15 protein-coding genes are annotated in these 14,722 nt (G+C 72.7%); 7 read left to right on the top strand and 8 right to left on the bottom strand.

The annotated features are described in order from the left end of the window. The first annotated feature begins 9 nt into the window (after window positions 1–9). The gene (locus tag QP939_RS27350) at window positions 10–675 is read left to right on the top strand and encodes a TetR/AcrR family transcriptional regulator (protein ID WP_285449071.1); all 666 of its coding nucleotides are present in this window, start codon (window positions 10–12) and stop codon (window positions 673–675) included. 100 nt (window positions 676–775) lie between these two features. On the opposite strand, the gene QP939_RS27345 is transcribed toward QP939_RS27350, so the two are convergent. Continuing rightward, window positions 776–1,519, bottom strand: a complete 744-nt coding sequence (locus QP939_RS27345) for a TetR/AcrR family transcriptional regulator (protein ID WP_285449070.1) — start codon at window positions 1,517–1,519, stop codon at window positions 776–778. Between the two features lie 150 nt (window positions 1,520–1,669). Between QP939_RS27345 and QP939_RS27340 the strand changes: the two genes are divergently transcribed. After that, the gene (locus QP939_RS27340; protein WP_285449069.1) at window positions 1,670–2,464 is read left to right on the top strand and encodes an alpha/beta fold hydrolase; all 795 of its coding nucleotides are present in this window, start codon (window positions 1,670–1,672) and stop codon (window positions 2,462–2,464) included. A gap of 82 nt (window positions 2,465–2,546) precedes the next feature. Beyond that, window positions 2,547–2,933 (top strand): hypothetical protein, encoded by a 387-nt coding sequence (locus QP939_RS27335; protein WP_285449068.1) that lies wholly within the window; start codon window positions 2,547–2,549, stop codon window positions 2,931–2,933. Window positions 2,934–3,126: 193 nt separating this feature from the next. Here QP939_RS27335 and QP939_RS27330 read toward each other — a convergent pair whose 3' ends face one another. Next, window positions 3,127–4,368 carry a PucR family transcriptional regulator gene (locus tag QP939_RS27330; RefSeq protein WP_285449067.1) on the bottom strand — a complete coding sequence of 414 codons (1,242 nt, stop codon included), beginning with the start codon at window positions 4,366–4,368 and terminating at the stop codon, window positions 3,127–3,129. A 111-nt stretch (window positions 4,369–4,479) separates the two neighbouring features. Between QP939_RS27330 and QP939_RS27325 the strand changes: the two genes are divergently transcribed. Continuing rightward, window positions 4,480–5,325, top strand: coding sequence for an SGNH/GDSL hydrolase family protein (locus QP939_RS27325; protein ID WP_285459858.1), 846 nt, complete (start codon window positions 4,480–4,482; stop codon window positions 5,323–5,325). Here QP939_RS27325 and QP939_RS27320 read toward each other — a convergent pair. The 5 genes from QP939_RS27320 to QP939_RS27300 form a co-directional block, all read right to left on the bottom strand. Continuing rightward, the gene (locus tag QP939_RS27320) at window positions 5,315–5,836 is read right to left on the bottom strand and encodes a pyridoxamine 5'-phosphate oxidase family protein (protein ID WP_285449066.1); all 522 of its coding nucleotides are present in this window, start codon (window positions 5,834–5,836) and stop codon (window positions 5,315–5,317) included. The two genes, QP939_RS27325 and QP939_RS27320, sit on opposite strands and share 11 nt — an antisense overlap. A gap of 153 nt (window positions 5,837–5,989) precedes the next feature. Next, window positions 5,990–6,961: an LLM class F420-dependent oxidoreductase gene (locus QP939_RS27315; RefSeq protein ID WP_285449065.1), complete on the bottom strand. Its 972-nt coding sequence runs from the start codon at window positions 6,959–6,961 to the stop codon at window positions 5,990–5,992. Then, window positions 6,958–8,151, bottom strand: coding sequence for an acetyl-CoA acetyltransferase (locus tag QP939_RS27310; protein ID WP_285449063.1), 1,194 nt, complete (start codon window positions 8,149–8,151; stop codon window positions 6,958–6,960). The genes QP939_RS27315 and QP939_RS27310 overlap by 4 nt, the downstream gene beginning before the upstream one ends. 4 nt (window positions 8,152–8,155) lie before the next feature. Beyond that, entirely contained in the window at window positions 8,156–9,775 is a 1,620-nt protein-coding gene (locus QP939_RS27305; RefSeq protein ID WP_285449062.1) for a class I adenylate-forming enzyme family protein, read from the bottom strand. 74 nt (window positions 9,776–9,849) lie between these two features. Continuing rightward, window positions 9,850–11,322, bottom strand: coding sequence for a carotenoid oxygenase family protein (locus QP939_RS27300; protein WP_285449060.1), 1,473 nt, complete (start codon window positions 11,320–11,322; stop codon window positions 9,850–9,852). A gap of 139 nt (window positions 11,323–11,461) precedes the next feature. On the opposite strand from QP939_RS27300, the gene QP939_RS27295 reads away from it, so the two are divergent. Then, window positions 11,462–12,418 (top strand): winged helix-turn-helix transcriptional regulator, encoded by a 957-nt coding sequence (locus QP939_RS27295; RefSeq protein WP_285449059.1) that lies wholly within the window; start codon window positions 11,462–11,464, stop codon window positions 12,416–12,418. A 71-nt stretch (window positions 12,419–12,489) separates the two neighbouring features. After that, the gene (locus tag QP939_RS27290; protein ID WP_285449057.1) at window positions 12,490–12,675 is read left to right on the top strand and encodes a DUF5302 domain-containing protein; all 186 of its coding nucleotides are present in this window, start codon (window positions 12,490–12,492) and stop codon (window positions 12,673–12,675) included. 56 nt (window positions 12,676–12,731) lie between these two features. Here QP939_RS27290 and QP939_RS27285 read toward each other — a convergent pair whose 3' ends face one another. Continuing rightward, the gene (locus tag QP939_RS27285; RefSeq protein ID WP_285449055.1) at window positions 12,732–13,664 is read right to left on the bottom strand and encodes an MBL fold metallo-hydrolase; all 933 of its coding nucleotides are present in this window, start codon (window positions 13,662–13,664) and stop codon (window positions 12,732–12,734) included. An 84-nt stretch (window positions 13,665–13,748) separates the two neighbouring features. On the opposite strand from QP939_RS27285, the gene QP939_RS27280 reads away from it, so the two are divergent. After that, complete coding sequence (locus QP939_RS27280; protein WP_285449054.1) at window positions 13,749–14,696, top strand: LysR substrate-binding domain-containing protein; 948 nt, start codon at window positions 13,749–13,751, stop codon at window positions 14,694–14,696. Window positions 14,697–14,722: the final 26 nt, after the last annotated feature.

Genomic DNA, 14,722 nt, shown 5'->3' with positions numbered 1-14,722 from the left:
GATGGGCCCATGAACACCGAGCCGGCGCCGAGATGGCGGAGATTGGAACCGGACGAACGGAAGGAACAGATCTACGCTTGCGCGGCGCGGCTGTTCGGTGAACGTCCCTACTCCGAAGTGTCCACTTCGGACATCGCGGCGGCGGCGGGCGTCGCGCGCGGGTTGATCAACCACTACTTCGGCACGAAACGCGAGCTGTACCTGGAAATCATCCGGCGCGCGCTGACCGTGCCGCGGCTGGCCGTCGAGATCCTGCCCGACGGCCCGCTCGAGCTGCGGGCCGACGTCGCCATCGAGTGGTTCCTCGACATGGTCACCAGCCAGGAACGCATGTGGCTGGCCGCGATCGCGCCCGAGGGCATCGGCCGCGACCTCGAGGTCGAGCGCATCCTCGAGGAAGCCGACCGCGAGTCCGCCGACCGCGTGCTCGAAGCCGTCGGGCTGTCCAGCGCGAGCGAACACGGGCCGGAGCTCAACGCGCTCGTGCGCGCGTTCGGCGGGATGGTGAAGTCGGCCGGGCGGGAGTGGCTCGTGCGCGGCTCGCTGACCCGCGCGCAGGTGCACCTGCTGCTCGCCAAGTCGCTCGTCACGCTGGTCGGCGAAATCTTCCCGGCCATCCAGGCGGAACCGCCGCGGGGCGGGCCGCCGTCGCCGCGGCAGAGCGGCCCGGAATAGCAGACCGGAGCCCCCGGCGCCACGAGGGGGAGGAGGGCGCCGGGGGCTCCGGGCCGGTGGGCGGACCACCGACGCACGCCCACGGTACGCCGGAGCACTGTCAAGTCGCTGTCAACCCCGGTTCGTCCGGTTCGCGAAGTTCGCCCAGGCGGTGGGCGAGGCCGTCGAGGCACCGCCGGACGGCGTAGTCGTAGAGCTGCGCGTAGTAGCCAGCCGCGAGGTCGGGGTCGCCCATCAGGTCGTGCATCGCCGCGCCCAGCTCCGCCATGCCCGGCAGGTCGCCGCGAGCCCGGTACGTCGCGTACTCCTCGGTGTTGTCGATCCGCAGGGCGAGCGCGCCGTCGCGGTCGTCCTCCATCGCGACGAACTGGCAGGCGGTCATCAGCAGCAGGTTGTAGGCCAGCACGCTCTCGCGGCCGAACCCGGCGGCCAGCAGCACCCCGATCCCGGCGTCGATGCTGCGCGAGGCGGCTTTCACCGACGGGCCGAACAACGCGAGCCGCCGCGCGCAACCCGGGTAGGTGCGCAAGAGCGCGCGCAGCCCCGCCAGCAGCTCGGTGAACCACTCCTGCCACGGGAGCCGCTCCTCCGGCAGCTCCAGGAACCCGACGACGCGGTCGACGACGGCGTTGACCACCGCGTCCCGGTCGCCGACGTGGTGGTAGATCACCGCGGGGTAGGCCTCGACCGCGCGGGCGAGCTCGCGCAACGTCCAGTTGTCGAGGCCGCGTTCGGCGGTCAGCTTCGTCGCCGCGCTGACGATCCGGTCGGCCGTGAGCGCCGGCAGTCCCGCCGCGGCCCGCGACCGGGGACGCTGTCCGGTGCCCGAAGAGGAAGTCGGCATGGGGCGTAACGGTAACCGCACGGACGGTGCCGGTGCCAGCCTCGCGCGCGTGCGGCAGGATCGGGGGCATGGCACGCGCACAGGCCAACGGTCTCGAAGCTCGAGTACGACACCTTCGGCGACCCGGCGGACCCGCCCCTGGTCCTGGTGATGGGCCTCGGCGCCCAGATGATCACCTGGGAGGACGATTTCTGCGAGCTGCTCGCCGGCCGCGGGTTCTTCGTGGTGCGCTACGACAACCGGGACGTCGGGCTGTCGACGTGGCTCGACCACCTGCCCGCCCCGGACCTGGCGGCGCTGGCGGCCGGCGACCTGACGACGGCGCCGTACACGCTTTCGGACATGGCCGACGACGCCGTCGGGCTGTTCGACGCGCTCGGCATCGACCGGGCGCACGTGGTGGGGGCGTCGATGGGCGGGATGATCGTCCAGCAGCTGGCGATCGACCACCCGGACCGGCTGCTGAGCGTCACGTCGATCATGTCGACGACGGGCGACCCGGCGGTCGGGCAGGCGGAGCCGTGGGCGCTGGCGTTGCTGACGCGCCCGCCGGCGTCGACCCGCGAGCAGGCGCTGGCCGACAGCGTCGAGGGCTACCGGCGGCTGGGCTCCCCGGGTTACCCGGACGACGAGGCGTTCCTCCTGGCCAAGGCGACGGTGCACTACGACCGGGCCCGCCACCCGATCGGAACGCTCCGCCACGCGGCGGCGGTGGTGGCCTCGGGCGACCGCACGGCCGGGCTGCGTTCGGTGCGTCTCCCGGCCCTGGTGATCCACGGCGACGCGGACCCGCTGATCAACGTGAGTGGTGGCAAGGCGACGGCGGAGGCGATCCCGGGCGCGGAGCTGCTGGTGGTGCCAGGCATGGGCCACAACCTGCCGCGCGCGGTGTGGCCGGAGATCGCGGCGGCGGTGGCGCGCGTGGCGAGTGTGGCGGGTCAATGAATCGTCAAGATCCGGCGGTCCCGGCGTAGGGAATGTGTCCTGGGTCATGGCCGCCGGTGGCGCCGGGCGGTGCGGTGGGGGCATGACTGGTTTCGGGTTCCCGTTCGGCTGCGTGGCCGCGGTGGCCGCGGTCATGCTCGCGGTCTTCGCCGGGGCGACGCGGTATCCGTGGTACGCGCTGGTCACGCTGGGGGCGGTGGTGCTGGTGGTGGCGGTCCGGACGTCGTTCACGGAGGCGGCCGGGGTGGCGGTGGTGGCCTGGGCGCTGCACGACGGGTTCGTGCTGGGCCGGGCGGGCGAGTTGCGGTTCGACTGGCCCTCGGCGGTGGCTGCCGGGGTGCTCGGGCTGGTGCTCGTCGCCGGAGCGGGTGCCGCGGTGCTCGGGCGGGCTCCGCTCGCGGTGCGAGTTCCGGCCCCGCGGCGCCCGGCGAAGCTCCCGTCCCGCAGCCCCGCCCACACGGCAACCTGATCGGGCGCTCGCCGCGCGCGAGCCGCGCGCGGGGCGGCTGTGCGCGGCGAGATCGGGAGGCCTGCCGCGCCACCTCAGCCGCCGCCCGGTCGAGGTGGGCTGAAGGGCCCTTTCCTCCCACCACATGCGAGGAAAGCGCCCTTCAGCTCATCAGATGCCATGAACGTCCCCTTCAGCCCAGCCGGGGGCCGGGTCAGCCGCGGGCGGCCAGCGATGCCCGGCGCGCCGCCACCGCCGCGATGATCCGCGGCAGGCCCGCCGGGTGGATCGGGTCTATGCCCGTCAAGTCCCGCACCCGCCGCAGCCGGTAATCCACCGTGTTCGGGTGGATGTGCAGGCGGGCCGCCGTGCGGCGGCGGTTCGTCTCCAGCTCCAAGTACGTCTCCAGCGTCTCCACCAGCTCCGCGTGCTCCTCCACCGGGGCCAGCGCCGCCGCCAGTCGGTCCCGCGCCGCGCCCGGGCGGGTCAGCTGGTACTCCACCAGCACGTCGTCCAGCCGGTACAACCCCGGCCCGCGGCCGAACCAGCGCAGCACCTCCAGCACCTCGCCCGTCCGGCCCGTCACCTCGCGGACCTCGCCCGGCGCCGCCGTCTCGGCCGCCGCCAGCACCTCGACCCCCGCCTCGCGCCCCGCCCCTTCGAGCAACGCTTGCCACGATGCGACCGAAGCCAGGCGCTCCGCCAGCGGGACCAGCACCAGCCCGCCCGCGCCGTCCAGCGATGCCAGGACGCCGTCGCCGCAACAGCGTTCGAACGTCGCCAGGAACCGGCGGAGCTTGCGCCGGACCGCGATTTCGGCGTCCACCCCCGGCGATGCCTCGTCCGCGTGCGGCCCCAGCTCGACGCTCAGCACCAAGTACCGCGACGGCAACGTGATCCCGGCACTGCGCGCGACGACGTCGACCGGACCGCCGTCGACCAGCGCCGACAACAGCGTGCGACGCGCCGTGTGCTCCTGCCCGACCTTCGTCCGCAGCTCCTCCAGGTACCCGCGCGTGACCGCGCGCGTCACCGTGCCGACGAACGCCAGCACCCGGTCCGCGACGTCGACGAGGTCGGCCGTGTCGGCGCCGCCCGCTTCGGCCGTGCCGACGGCGAGGATCTCGCGCGCGCCGACGTGGTACGCCGTCAGCACCGCTTCGAGCGGGAATCCCTCTTCCGCCCGGCGCACCGCCGACGCGCCGATCCGGTCGAGCTCGGCCGCGTTGAGCTCGCGGTCTTCGCGCAGGCTCCGGGCGAACGCGCGCACCGCCTGCCGGGTGATTTCCGCGATGTCGCCCGTCAGCTCCTCGGCCGGCAGCCGCCGGTAGTCGGCGACCTCGGCCTGGATGCGGGCCAGTACCCTGGCGATCAGGTCGGGCTCCTCGCGGGTGAGCCGCTCGTGCACGCGCTGCCCGCCGAGGGACAGGGCACCGCCGGGCTTGTGCGCCGTCACAACCGATCCCCTCGTTCTCTGCCCGGATTCCCAGTCAGCCCGGGCGCGGCCGGTGCCGATGGTGTCACGGAAACCAACCATCGGCACCACGTCAAGGAGGACCGCGTGCGACTGAGGAAGACGGCGTTCATCGCGATCACGGTCGCCGCGCTGGGGAGCGCGACGGCGGGCCCGGCGACGGCGGCCACCACCGGGGAGTACGTGGCGCTCGGCGACTCGGCGGCGGCCGGGCCGCTGATCCCGCCGCCGGACCTCTCCTCCCCCGGCTGCCTCCGGTCGCTGCTCGACTACCCGCACATCGTCGCGAAACGGCTCGGCCTGCCGCTCAAGGACGTCACGTGCTCCGGCGCGACGACCGCGGACATGACGTCGCCGCAGCAGACGTCGTCGGGTCCGGTGCCGCCGCAGCTGGACGCGCTCAGCGCGCGGACGCGCACGGTGACCGTGACGATCGGCGGCAACGACGTCGGCCTCGTCGGCGCCGCGACCAGCTGCATCACCCTCCTGCCGGGCCTCACCCCGGACTGCGTCGACCGCTACACGGCGGGCGGCCACGACCAGCTCGCCGAGCGGATCGCCGCGTTCGAGCCGACGTGGGGCGCGCTGTTCGACGCGATCCACGCGCACGCCCCGAACGCCGACGTCTACGTCGCCGGGTACGGGACGTACTTGCCGCGCAACGGGTGCTGGCCGATCGCGCCGCTGACACCGCGCGACGCGAACTACATCCAGGGCAGCATCGACAAGACGAACGCCGCGCTCGCCCGGCAGGCGGCCGCGCACAACGCGCACTACGTCGACGTCCGGACGGCCTCGATCGGGCACGACGTCTGCAAGCTGCCCGGCGTCAAGTGGTTCGAAAGCCTGGTCCCGACGTCGGTCGCGGCCCCGCTGCACCCCCACGCCGACGGGATGGTCGGCATCGGGGCGACAGTGGCGGCGGCCATCACCGGCTGAAGTCCCAGCGGGTGGCGCCGTGGGGCTCGGCGGTGGCGACGCCGATGGCCCGGTCCAGCACGAGCCGGTAGAGGGACCACGGCGGCGCCCCGGCGCTCGGCGCGCTGTACGGGGCGGTGAGGGAGTCGCCGTCGACCGTGGCGGGCCAGCCGCCTTCGCGGTAGACGGCGGCCACCCGCTCCAGGGTCGCGGAGTCGGTGACGCGCTGGGCTTCGCCCTCGAGGGTGAGGTCGAGGCCGTTCAAGCGCACGGAAACGACGCACGCCGGGTTCGCCGCGAGGTTGCGGGCCCGGCGGGTGCCGGGTCCGCTCTTGAAGTAGAGGGCACCGTCCACCCAGATGGCGCCGACGGGCGCGGAGTGCGGCCGCCCGTCGGGGCGGACGGTGCCCACGAAGAAGCTCAGGTTTTCCTTGGGGGTCTGGGTGGCGAGGAGGTCGCGCGCCCTGCTCCACGGCAGTGCCGCGAAGCCGTAGCGGTCGTCGAGGTTCTTGGTCTTGGTGGGTTCAGTCATGCCAACGCGTCGAACGGGCCGGGCGCGGATCGACACGCTCCGGCGAAATGACGCTCGGCCTGCGGATCGACACGGTCAGACCGCGGCCTCACGCCAGCTCCGCCGCCCGATCGTCATCGCTGGCCGCGGAGACGATCGCCACCTCAGCGACCCTCAGGCCAGCTCCGCCGCCACCGCCGCGAGCGTCTTCGCGCCACCCGGATCCTCATCGCTGGTCGCGGGCACGATCGCCAGCTCGTCGACCCCGGCCTCGGCGTACTCCCTTGCCTTCGCCGCGATCTCCGACGGCGCGCCCAGCAATCCCACCGCGGCGATCGCCTCCACCGGCACCGCCGCCAGCAGCTCACGCGGGTGCGGCCGCGTCCGTGCGAAGTCCACCAGCTCGCCGAACCCCTCCGCGTGGAACATGTCCGCGTAGCCCGGCGCCGCCAGGTAACCGACCACCCCGCGGCGGAGCTGCTCCAGCTCGGCCTGGCCCGGATCCGCGGCGCCGACCACCCACGCGGCCACCGGCGGCGGCGTGGTCCCGGCCCGTGCGGCCGCGGCACGCAGGCCTCGCACCAGCGAGGCGGCGGCCGCCGGGCTGACGAGGTTCACCACCATCCGGTCGGCGTACCGCGCGGCGACCTCCAACGCCCGCGGCCCGAACGCCGCGATCGTCAGCGGCGAATTCGGCGCGGCCAAGCGCAGCCGGTACCCCTGCGAACCGACCACCGAGCCGTCCACAGTGGACTTCGAACCGGAAACCAGCTGCCGGACGGCGATCGCGGACTCCGCCAACGCCGTCGCCGCGCGGGACCGGGACCGGCCGTGCCAGCCGCGGACCACCACGTCGCTGGACGTGCCCAGCGCCACCCCCGTCGCCCGGCCCGTCAGCGCCGCCACCGATGCCACGCCCATCGCGATCGTCGCCGGGTCCCGCACCGTCACCGCCAGCGGCCCGAACGTCAACGCGATCCGCGAAGTCGCCGCGCCGATCGCCGTTCCCAGCGCGAACGCGTCCCACGTCGCCATCTCGCCGATCCACAGCTCCGGGTAACCCGCGGCCTCCGCGGCCCGCGCCGTTTCCAGCGCCTCCTCCGGCGGCCGGTCCTGCCAGAGCCCCAGCGACACCGAAAGCTTCATGCCGAAGCCCGCACGATCATGGTCACCACCGTAGTGAACGACCCGCCGACGTTCAGCGTCAACGCCGTCCGCGCGCCCTCGACCTGCGTCTCCCCGGCCGTCCCCGTCACCTGCCGCGCCGCGTCGCGCAACATGCGGACGCCCGTCGCGCCGACCGGGTGGCCGAGGCCGATGAGGCCGCCGCCCGGGTTGATCCCCGCCGCGTCGAGCCCGCCGTCGGCGATGAACCGGCCGCCGCCGCCCGGTGGGGCGACGCCGAGGTGCTCGCACGCCACCAGCCCGGTGATCGTGAAGCAGTCGTGCACCTCGATGACGTCCAGCGCGTCCGGCCCGGCCACGCCCGCGCGCTCGTAGGCGTCGACGACCGCGCCGCGCAGGTGCGGGAACAGGTACTCGCCGTCGGCGGCCAGCTTCTCCGCGAGGCCGAGGTGCGCCGTGCGGTGCCCGTACCCCGCGATCCGCGGGAACCCGCCGCCGAGCCGCTCGGCGAACGCGGGTGAGGCCAGCAGGACCGCCGCGGCGCCGTCGGTGATCCGGCCGCAGTCCTGCTTGCGCAGGCAGCCCTCGATGACCGGGTTCAGCGTGTCGTCGGGCCCGAACGCGCCGTCCGGGAAGCGCCAGTCGCGGGCCTGGGCCAGCGGGTTCAGCCTCGCCCGGGCGAAGGCGTGTTCGGCGAACACGCCGAGGTGCGCCGAGTCCAAGCCGTACCGCTCGTCGTACGCCGAGGCGACGTCCGCGAACAACGCGGGCCACGGGAACTTCGCGGACACGGCTTCGTGCCCGGCCCACGCGGCGGATCCGAGGTGCTCGGCGGCGCGCTGCCCGTCGACGTTCCGCATCAGCTCGACGCCGACCACCAGCGCCAGGTCGTACCGGCCCGCTTCGAGATCGGCGCACGCGGCGAGCACCGCGGTGCTGCCGGACGCGCACGCGGCCTCGTGCCGGGTCGACGGCACCCCGTCCAGCTCCGGGACGGCGGCCACCAGCAGCCCGCCGAGCTGCGCCTGGCCGGTGAACAGCTCCGCCGCGAGGTTTCCGACGTGGGCGACCTCGACGTCTTCGGCCGCGACACCGGCGTCGGCCAAGGCGGCGGGCACGACCTCGGCGAACAGCTCGAGGATCCCGTGCCCCTCTTTGGTGACGTTGCGCGCGAAGTCCGTCTGCGCCCCGCCCAGCACGAACACGGTCATGGCCTCACCCCAGACTTTCCCGCAACCGCCGCTTGAGGATCTTCCCGACCGCGTTGCGCGGCAAGGACTCCGCGTACTCGAGCCGTTCCGGCAGCTTGAACGCGGCCACCTTCTTCTCGCGCAGGTAAGCGACCAGCTCGTCGAGCGACGGCTTCCGCGCGCCCGGCACGACGACCGCGCAGACCCGCTCGCCCATGACGTCGTCGGGCACGCCGACGACGCCGATGTCGGCGACGTCCGGGTGCCCGGCCAGCAGGCCCTCGACCTCGGCGGGCGAGATGTTCATCCCGCCGCGGATGACCAGGTCCTTCATCCGGTCCACGTACTTCAGGAACTCCCCGCGGTCCCCGGCGACCTCGAAGACGTCGCCGGTGCGGAAGTGCCCGTCTTCGTCGAAGGACGACGTGTCGAGCGGTTCCCCCAGCGACGTCAGGTACCCGGCGAACACTGTCGGCCCGGCGATGCGCAGTTCGCCGGGCCGCCCGGGCTCGGTCACGTGCTCGCCGGTGACCGGGTCGTGCAGCCGCACCGACGTCCAGTCCGCGACCGGCGTCGACCACGTCACGCCGGAGGCGTAGTTCGGAAAGTAGCTCGCGCGCTGGTCCGGGTCCGGGATGTCCACCGGGCCGGACAGCAGCGCGGTGCCCTCGTTGGAGCCGAAGAAGTTGATGATGTCGATGCCGTGACGTTCCGCCCAGGTGCGCACCAGCCACGGCGAGAGCGGCGCCGAGCCGGACCCGATCTTCCGCAGCGCCGAGATGTCCACTTCGGACAAGATCTTTTCGTTGTGCAGCAGCATGGTCAGCAACGCCGGGGGCGCGAGCGTGTACGTCACGCGCTCGGCCGCGAGCTGGCCGAGGAACACCGGCAGGTCGAACGGGTGGTGCGGGACGAACACCGCGCCGGTCAGCAGCCACGGCAGGAACATCCCGCCGATGCCCGCCATGTTCGTCATGGGGAACGGCGAAAGCAGGACGTCTTCACGGGTGAGACCGGCGGCTTGGACGCAGCCCGCCGCCGTCGCCAGCCAGTCGCCGTGGCAGCGCGGGACCGCTTTCGGCTCGGCTTCGGTGCCGGACGTCCAGCAGATCGTCACGCAGTCGTTGACGTCGGTGTCGAGCGCGGCGAGGTAGCTGTCCAAAGTGGATCGCTCCGCTTCGGACAGTGGATCTTCCGGCCAGGCCAGGGCGCCGGCCGGTTCGTCGTCCCCCCGGGCGACGACGAACCGGACCGACGGCGCCGAAGCGCCGGTTAGCCCAAGGGCCGCCCCGGCGAGCGGGTGCTCGCCGCATCTGGATGCCGTCACCACTCCCACGGCCCCGGTGCGCCGGCACATCGGGCCCAGCTCGTGCTCCCGGTAGGACACCGGGAACGGGGTGACGACCGCGCCGATCCGCACGACCGCGAGGAACGCCTGCACCAGGGCCGAGCAGTTCGGCAGCTGCACGGCCACGACGTCACCTGCTCGCACCCCTCTGGCGAGCAGCGACGCGGCCAGGACGTCGACGCGTTCGTCGAGCCGGCTCCAGGTCCACCGCACCGGGTCGCGTCCGACCAGTGCGGTGGTGTTCGGTGGATCGACCAGCGCGAGACCCTCCGGGTCGGCACCTACCCGCTCCTTCACGAGCCGGTCGATCGTCTCCGCACTCCACCATCCCCGCGCCCGGAAGTCCCGGGCGCGACCCTCTCGATGGCATCTCATGCGCGGAGTGGTTCCAGCTGGTCCGCCCGGACCCAGGTCGCGTGAAAACCGAGCGGGACACGCTGGGGAAGCAGGACCCTGGCCACGGGTCCGGCAGCGAGATCGGCGGCGTCGAAGATATCCAGTTCCGAGCGTCCCTCACGCTCGTCCTGCACGAACGTCACCAGATGACCGTCCGCCGAATCGGCGGCCGCTCCTTCGCGGGGTGCGAACGGAGCCTCACTGCCCCACCGGCCGGGACCGAACCGGTATTCGGTCTTGGCGCCGGCAAGATTGTCGTAGCGCACCAGCCCGTCGAACTTCAGCGTCGACTCGGGCGAGATGTGCACCGCGTAGGAGTACCGGTTCCGCCGTCCGACGCCGCGGGCGTCGACAGTCGGGAACTCGGTGTTGTCGTCGTCGAGCGGGGCCTCGCGGCACACGCCGGTCCGCAGGTTGAAGCGGTAGCGGTGCAGCTGGGCGTCGAGCCGCAGGTAGGAGAGCATCTTTGCGAGCGGCGTGCGCGCGTCGGGCCGGGGCGCGGGCTTGCGCACGCGGCAGACGTCGAGGACGACCTCTTCGCCCTGCTCCCAGGCGTTGACGACGTGGTAGATGTAGCACGGGCTGGCCTCGAACCACCGGATCTGGCTACCGTCTCCGTAGCGTGGCAGGACGCCGAACCGGCTCGGCATCGAGCGGTCGAAGTGCAGCTTGTGCCGCCCCAGCTTCGCCGCCTCCAGGTCCTGGACCAGCGGCAGGTCCATCAGCACCGCGAAGTGCTCGGTGACGGCCATGTCGTGCGGCAGGCGCGGGCCCGGCAGCTCGATCTCGGTCGTGTTCACGACCTCGCCGTCCGCGCTGATCACGCCGTAGCGCAGGTACGGCGGGCGGGGGCCGTAGTCGAACCAGAACAGCTCGCCGGTGGCCTCGTCGACCTTGGGGTGGGCCATCATGTCGCCGACCAGCGTGCCGAGGAAGTCCTCCGCGCCCAGCGTCTCCAGCGAGAGCGGGTCGACCGCGTACGGCGAGCCGCACAGGTACCAGGTCGCGAGGATCCGGCCGCGGTGGAAGATCACGTCGGTGTTGGCGTTGTCCTTGAGCCCCAGGCCGTGCGCGTTGCCGAACGGGTTGCCCGCCGGGTTCTCCATCACGCCGGTCCAGAGCGCCTTGCCCGCCTCGGACTCGGCTTCGAAGGCCTTCGTGCGGACCCAGCGGTTGCGGTAGCGCGCCTTGCCGTTCTCCAGGTGGACGGCGTGGATCATGCCGTCGCCGTCGAACCAGTGGTAGCGGCCTTCCGGGGCGAACCGCGGGTTCGGGCCGTTGCGCAGGTAGACGCCGTTGAGGTCCTTCGGGATCTCGCCGATGACCTGCAGGTCTTCCGCGTCGATCTCGGTGCCGACCGGGGCGTAGACGCCGAGGAGGTAGGGGTTGGCCTCGCCGGTGTCCGCCGTCCGGGCCACCATCAGCGGCTGTTCGGAGGTGCTGGTCATCGGGCTGCTCCCTGACTCTCGGGCTCACCGCGCTGGCTGATGGGGATGAGACTATGATTTGTGTACCCAGGTGTCAATAGGCTTCTTTTGGTGTAGTCAGGTGTACGCTGAGGCCGCTATGCAACGAGGGGGAACGACGGTGACCGAAGCGACCGCACACCGCATCCGGCCGGCGGGGGACCCGCTCCGCCGGGCGCTGGAGCTGGTCGGCGACCAGTGGACGCTGCTCATCCTGCAGAGCCTGTTCCTGCGGTTCCGCCGCTACGAAGAGCTGCGGCTGCGGCTGGGCATCTCGCCGACGGCGTTGTCCGGGCGCCTGCGGGACATGGTGGACGCGGGGATGCTCACGCGCGTGCCGTACCGCGACGCGCGCCGCACGCGGCACGAGTACCGGCTCACCGAGCGCGGCCTCGAGCTGTGGCCGCTGCTGATCTCGATCTGGGCGTGGGAGCGCGAGTGGGTCGAAGGCCGTCGCGAAGTGCTGCCGACGTTGATCCACCTCGACTGTGAGCTGGCTACATCAGCGCCCCTCGGCTGCGCGGCCTGCGGGCGCCGGGTCGACGCGCGCGACGTCCGCGCCGAGCGTCTCGACAGCACCGGCGTCGCCGCCGCGACCGCGTCCAAGCGCTTCCGCCGCAAGGACGCCGAATCGCTGGCCGGCGACCCGCTGATGTTCTTCCCCGACACGATGGAACTGCTCGGCGACCGCTGGTCGACCGGGCTCTTGGTGTCGGCACTGCTCGGCTGCCGCCACTTCTCGGAGTTCGAGCGCGAGCTGGGCATCGGGCCGAGCGTGCTGTCGGGACGGCTGAGCAAGCTCGTCGAAGTCGGTGTGCTGCGCACCGGCACGGCCAAGACCCGCACGGACGCGCGCGACTACCGCCTCACCGCCAAGGGGCTGGCGTTCTTCCCCGCGCTGGCGTTCATCGCGGAGTGGTCGCGCGGGTTCGAGGTGGCGGGCCAGGAGCCGGACATCACGCTGAACCACGTCGAATGCGGCAACCGGCTGCGGCCGATGCTGCTGTGCGACCACTGCGGCCGCCCGTTGACGCGCACGTCGGTGCAGTTCGGCGGCGTGCCGTCCCCGAAACGCTGAAATGAACTCGCCAACCGGGTGCGCGACTGCCAGGCTGGAGTGGTCACACGTCGTCACGTCCGGAGGTCAGCATGAGTGAACCGAATCCGTCGCCGAGCGGCGAGGAGGACGACGTCAAGCGCAAGTTCCGCGAGGCACTGGAGCGCAAGCAGGCCCACGCCCGTGCGGGCGCGTCGCACGAGAGCGGGGGCGGCAAGAACCAGCACGCCCACGGCCCGGCCGCGAACAAGCGCACCTTCCGCCGCAAGAGCGGCTGAGACCGCCAAGCCCCTGAAGGCCACCATCAGAGCCTTGATGGTGGCCTTCGGAGCGTTCACGGGACGAACGTGCCCAGGTGGTCCAGGACGACGAACTCGCTCGCCGGGCTCGCCGCCGTCACCGCCTCGCGCAAGGTGTCGAGGCCGCCGTTGGGGTCGTGGGCCTGGCCGAGCGGGAGGTCGAAGTCGTCCCAGTGCGTGGCCGCCACGTACCGCGGGTTGCCCAGCGTCCGCAGGAGCCGCGGCACGTACTGCGTCACCTTCGCGCCGCCCACCGGCAGGCACACGACGTCCGGGCGCACGCCCGCCAGCTCGGACTCGATGTAGTTCGAGCCGCCGAAGTTCAGCACGCTCGCGCCGCCGCCGGTGACCTGGTAGGCCAGCGTGCCGCCCTCGACGAGGTCTTCGATGACGCGCGGCCGGTCGCGGCGGGACAGCGGCCGCGAGCCGGGGAACGGGACGCGGGCCCGGGGGCCGGTCGCCGAGTGCAGGGACCGGAAGATCCGGATCGAGTAGCCGTCGAAGGTGAGGTCCTCGCCGCCGCTCGCGACCGCCAGCTGGTCTTCCGGGGCGCCGAGCGCGGCCATGAGACTCAAATGGGTTTCGGTGCCGAAGACCGTCGCGCCGGTGCGTTTCGCCAGGTAGGGGACGTCGCTGAGGTGGTCGTAGTGGCCGTGGGTGACGAGGATGTGGTCGGCGCGCAGCTCGCCGCGGTCGAGGTAGCCGTCGATCAGCTCGCGGTTCACCGATAGCGGGGTCTGGGGGTCGGCGCCGGCCGGGGTGTACGTCCCGGTCTTGAAGCGGGTCAGCCACGGGTCGATGAGGATCGTCTTGTCCTCGACGCGGACCTCCCAGCCGTTGTTCCCCCACCACCGCAAGGTCATCCGTGAGGTGCCGGGGCTCGCGGCGGCCGGGCCCGCGCCCACCAGGATGGCCGCCGCCGCGGCCCCCGCGCCGAACAGCCCGCGTCTGCTGAGTCCTGTGTCCATACCGGGCACCAGACCACGGACCGGGCGCGGCTGTCCAAGATCGGGACGTCGGCATGTCGATATGCGGTCGGCTATCGTCGCAGCGTGGACCACCTCCGTTCGCTGCGGTACTTCCTCGTGGTCGCCGAAGAACTCCACTTCGGCCGCGCCGCGGACCGGCTCGGCATCGCGCAGCCGCCGTTGAGCCAGCGCATCAAACGGCTCGAAGCCGAGCTGGGCGCGAAGCTGTTCGAACGCGGCCGCCGCGTCACGCTCACCGAAGCGGGCGAAGTGCTCCGCGCGGAGGCACGCGACCTGCTGTCCCGCTGGGAGCGGATGACGGCGCTCGTCGCGAAGGCCTCGCGTGGCGAGACGGACGCCCTGCGCGCTGGGGTGCCACCCGAACTGCCTGGGCGGGTGCTGGCCGCGATCCTGACGGCGTTCGCTTCGCAGCACCCGATGGTCCGGCTCGACCTGCAGGAGCTGACGACGGCCGAGCAGGCGCGGCTGCTCGCGGACCGGTCGCTGGACGCGGGGTTGCTGCAGCTGCCGGTGGACGTCGTCGGGCTGGAACTGGGTCCCGCGGTCGACACGCCGCTGGGCGTGGTGCTCCCCCGCGACTCGCCGTTGGCGCGGCGGTCGTCGCTGGCGCTCGCCGACCTGGCGGGCGAAGGGCTGGTGCACGCCCCGCGCGCGGCGGCACCGGGGAGTTACGACGCGCTGCTGCGGACGTGCTGGGACCACGGCTTCCGCCCGGCGTCGATCCGCCACGCGCGCAACCCGGAGTTCGTGCTGGGACTGGTGCTGGCCGGGCACGGGGTGGCGTTCGAGCCGCGGGCGCGCAAGGAACCGCGCGTGGTGTGGCGGCCGTTGACGGGCGAGGTGCTGCGGTCCCGGACGGCGTTCGCGTGGCCGTCGTCGAGCCCGCACCCGCAGGCGGCGAAGCTGGCGGAGATCGCGGCGGAGGTCCTCCGCGACGACGGAGTCTCCCGGCTGGTGCCCGCCGACCCCGGAGCAGCCCGCCCCTGGGACGTCTTCTACGACCGCGCCTGAAAGCGTCGTGAGTGTTTAGGGCGGTT

It is taken from the genome of Amycolatopsis nalaikhensis (assembly GCF_030264295.1).
Classification (GTDB): Bacteria; Actinomycetota; Actinomycetes; order Mycobacteriales; family Pseudonocardiaceae; genus Amycolatopsis; species Amycolatopsis nalaikhensis.
This window is presented reverse-complemented; position numbering and strand designations above follow the sequence as displayed.

Coding starts and splice junctions, on each gene's coding strand:
- QP939_RS27285 (WP_285449055.1), bottom strand. CDS start 13,664: ATGGACACAGGACTCAGCAGACGCGGGCTGTTCGGCGCGGGGGCCGCG.
- QP939_RS27345 (WP_285449070.1), bottom strand. CDS start 1,519: ATGCCGACTTCCTCTTCGGGCACCGGACAGCGTCCCCGGTCGCGGGCC.
- QP939_RS27290 (WP_285449057.1), top strand. CDS start 12,490: ATGAGTGAACCGAATCCGTCGCCGAGCGGCGAGGAGGACGACGTCAAG.
- QP939_RS27335 (WP_285449068.1), top strand. CDS start 2,547: ATGACTGGTTTCGGGTTCCCGTTCGGCTGCGTGGCCGCGGTGGCCGCG.
- QP939_RS27315 (WP_285449065.1), bottom strand. CDS start 6,961: ATGAAGCTTTCGGTGTCGCTGGGGCTCTGGCAGGACCGGCCGCCGGAG.
- QP939_RS27350 (WP_285449071.1), top strand. CDS start 10: ATGAACACCGAGCCGGCGCCGAGATGGCGGAGATTGGAACCGGACGAA.
- QP939_RS27320 (WP_285449066.1), bottom strand. CDS start 5,836: ATGACTGAACCCACCAAGACCAAGAACCTCGACGACCGCTACGGCTTC.
- QP939_RS27300 (WP_285449060.1), bottom strand. CDS start 11,322: ATGACCAGCACCTCCGAACAGCCGCTGATGGTGGCCCGGACGGCGGAC.
- QP939_RS27310 (WP_285449063.1), bottom strand. CDS start 8,151: ATGACCGTGTTCGTGCTGGGCGGGGCGCAGACGGACTTCGCGCGCAAC.
- QP939_RS27340 (WP_285449069.1), top strand. CDS start 1,670: ATGGGCCTCGGCGCCCAGATGATCACCTGGGAGGACGATTTCTGCGAG.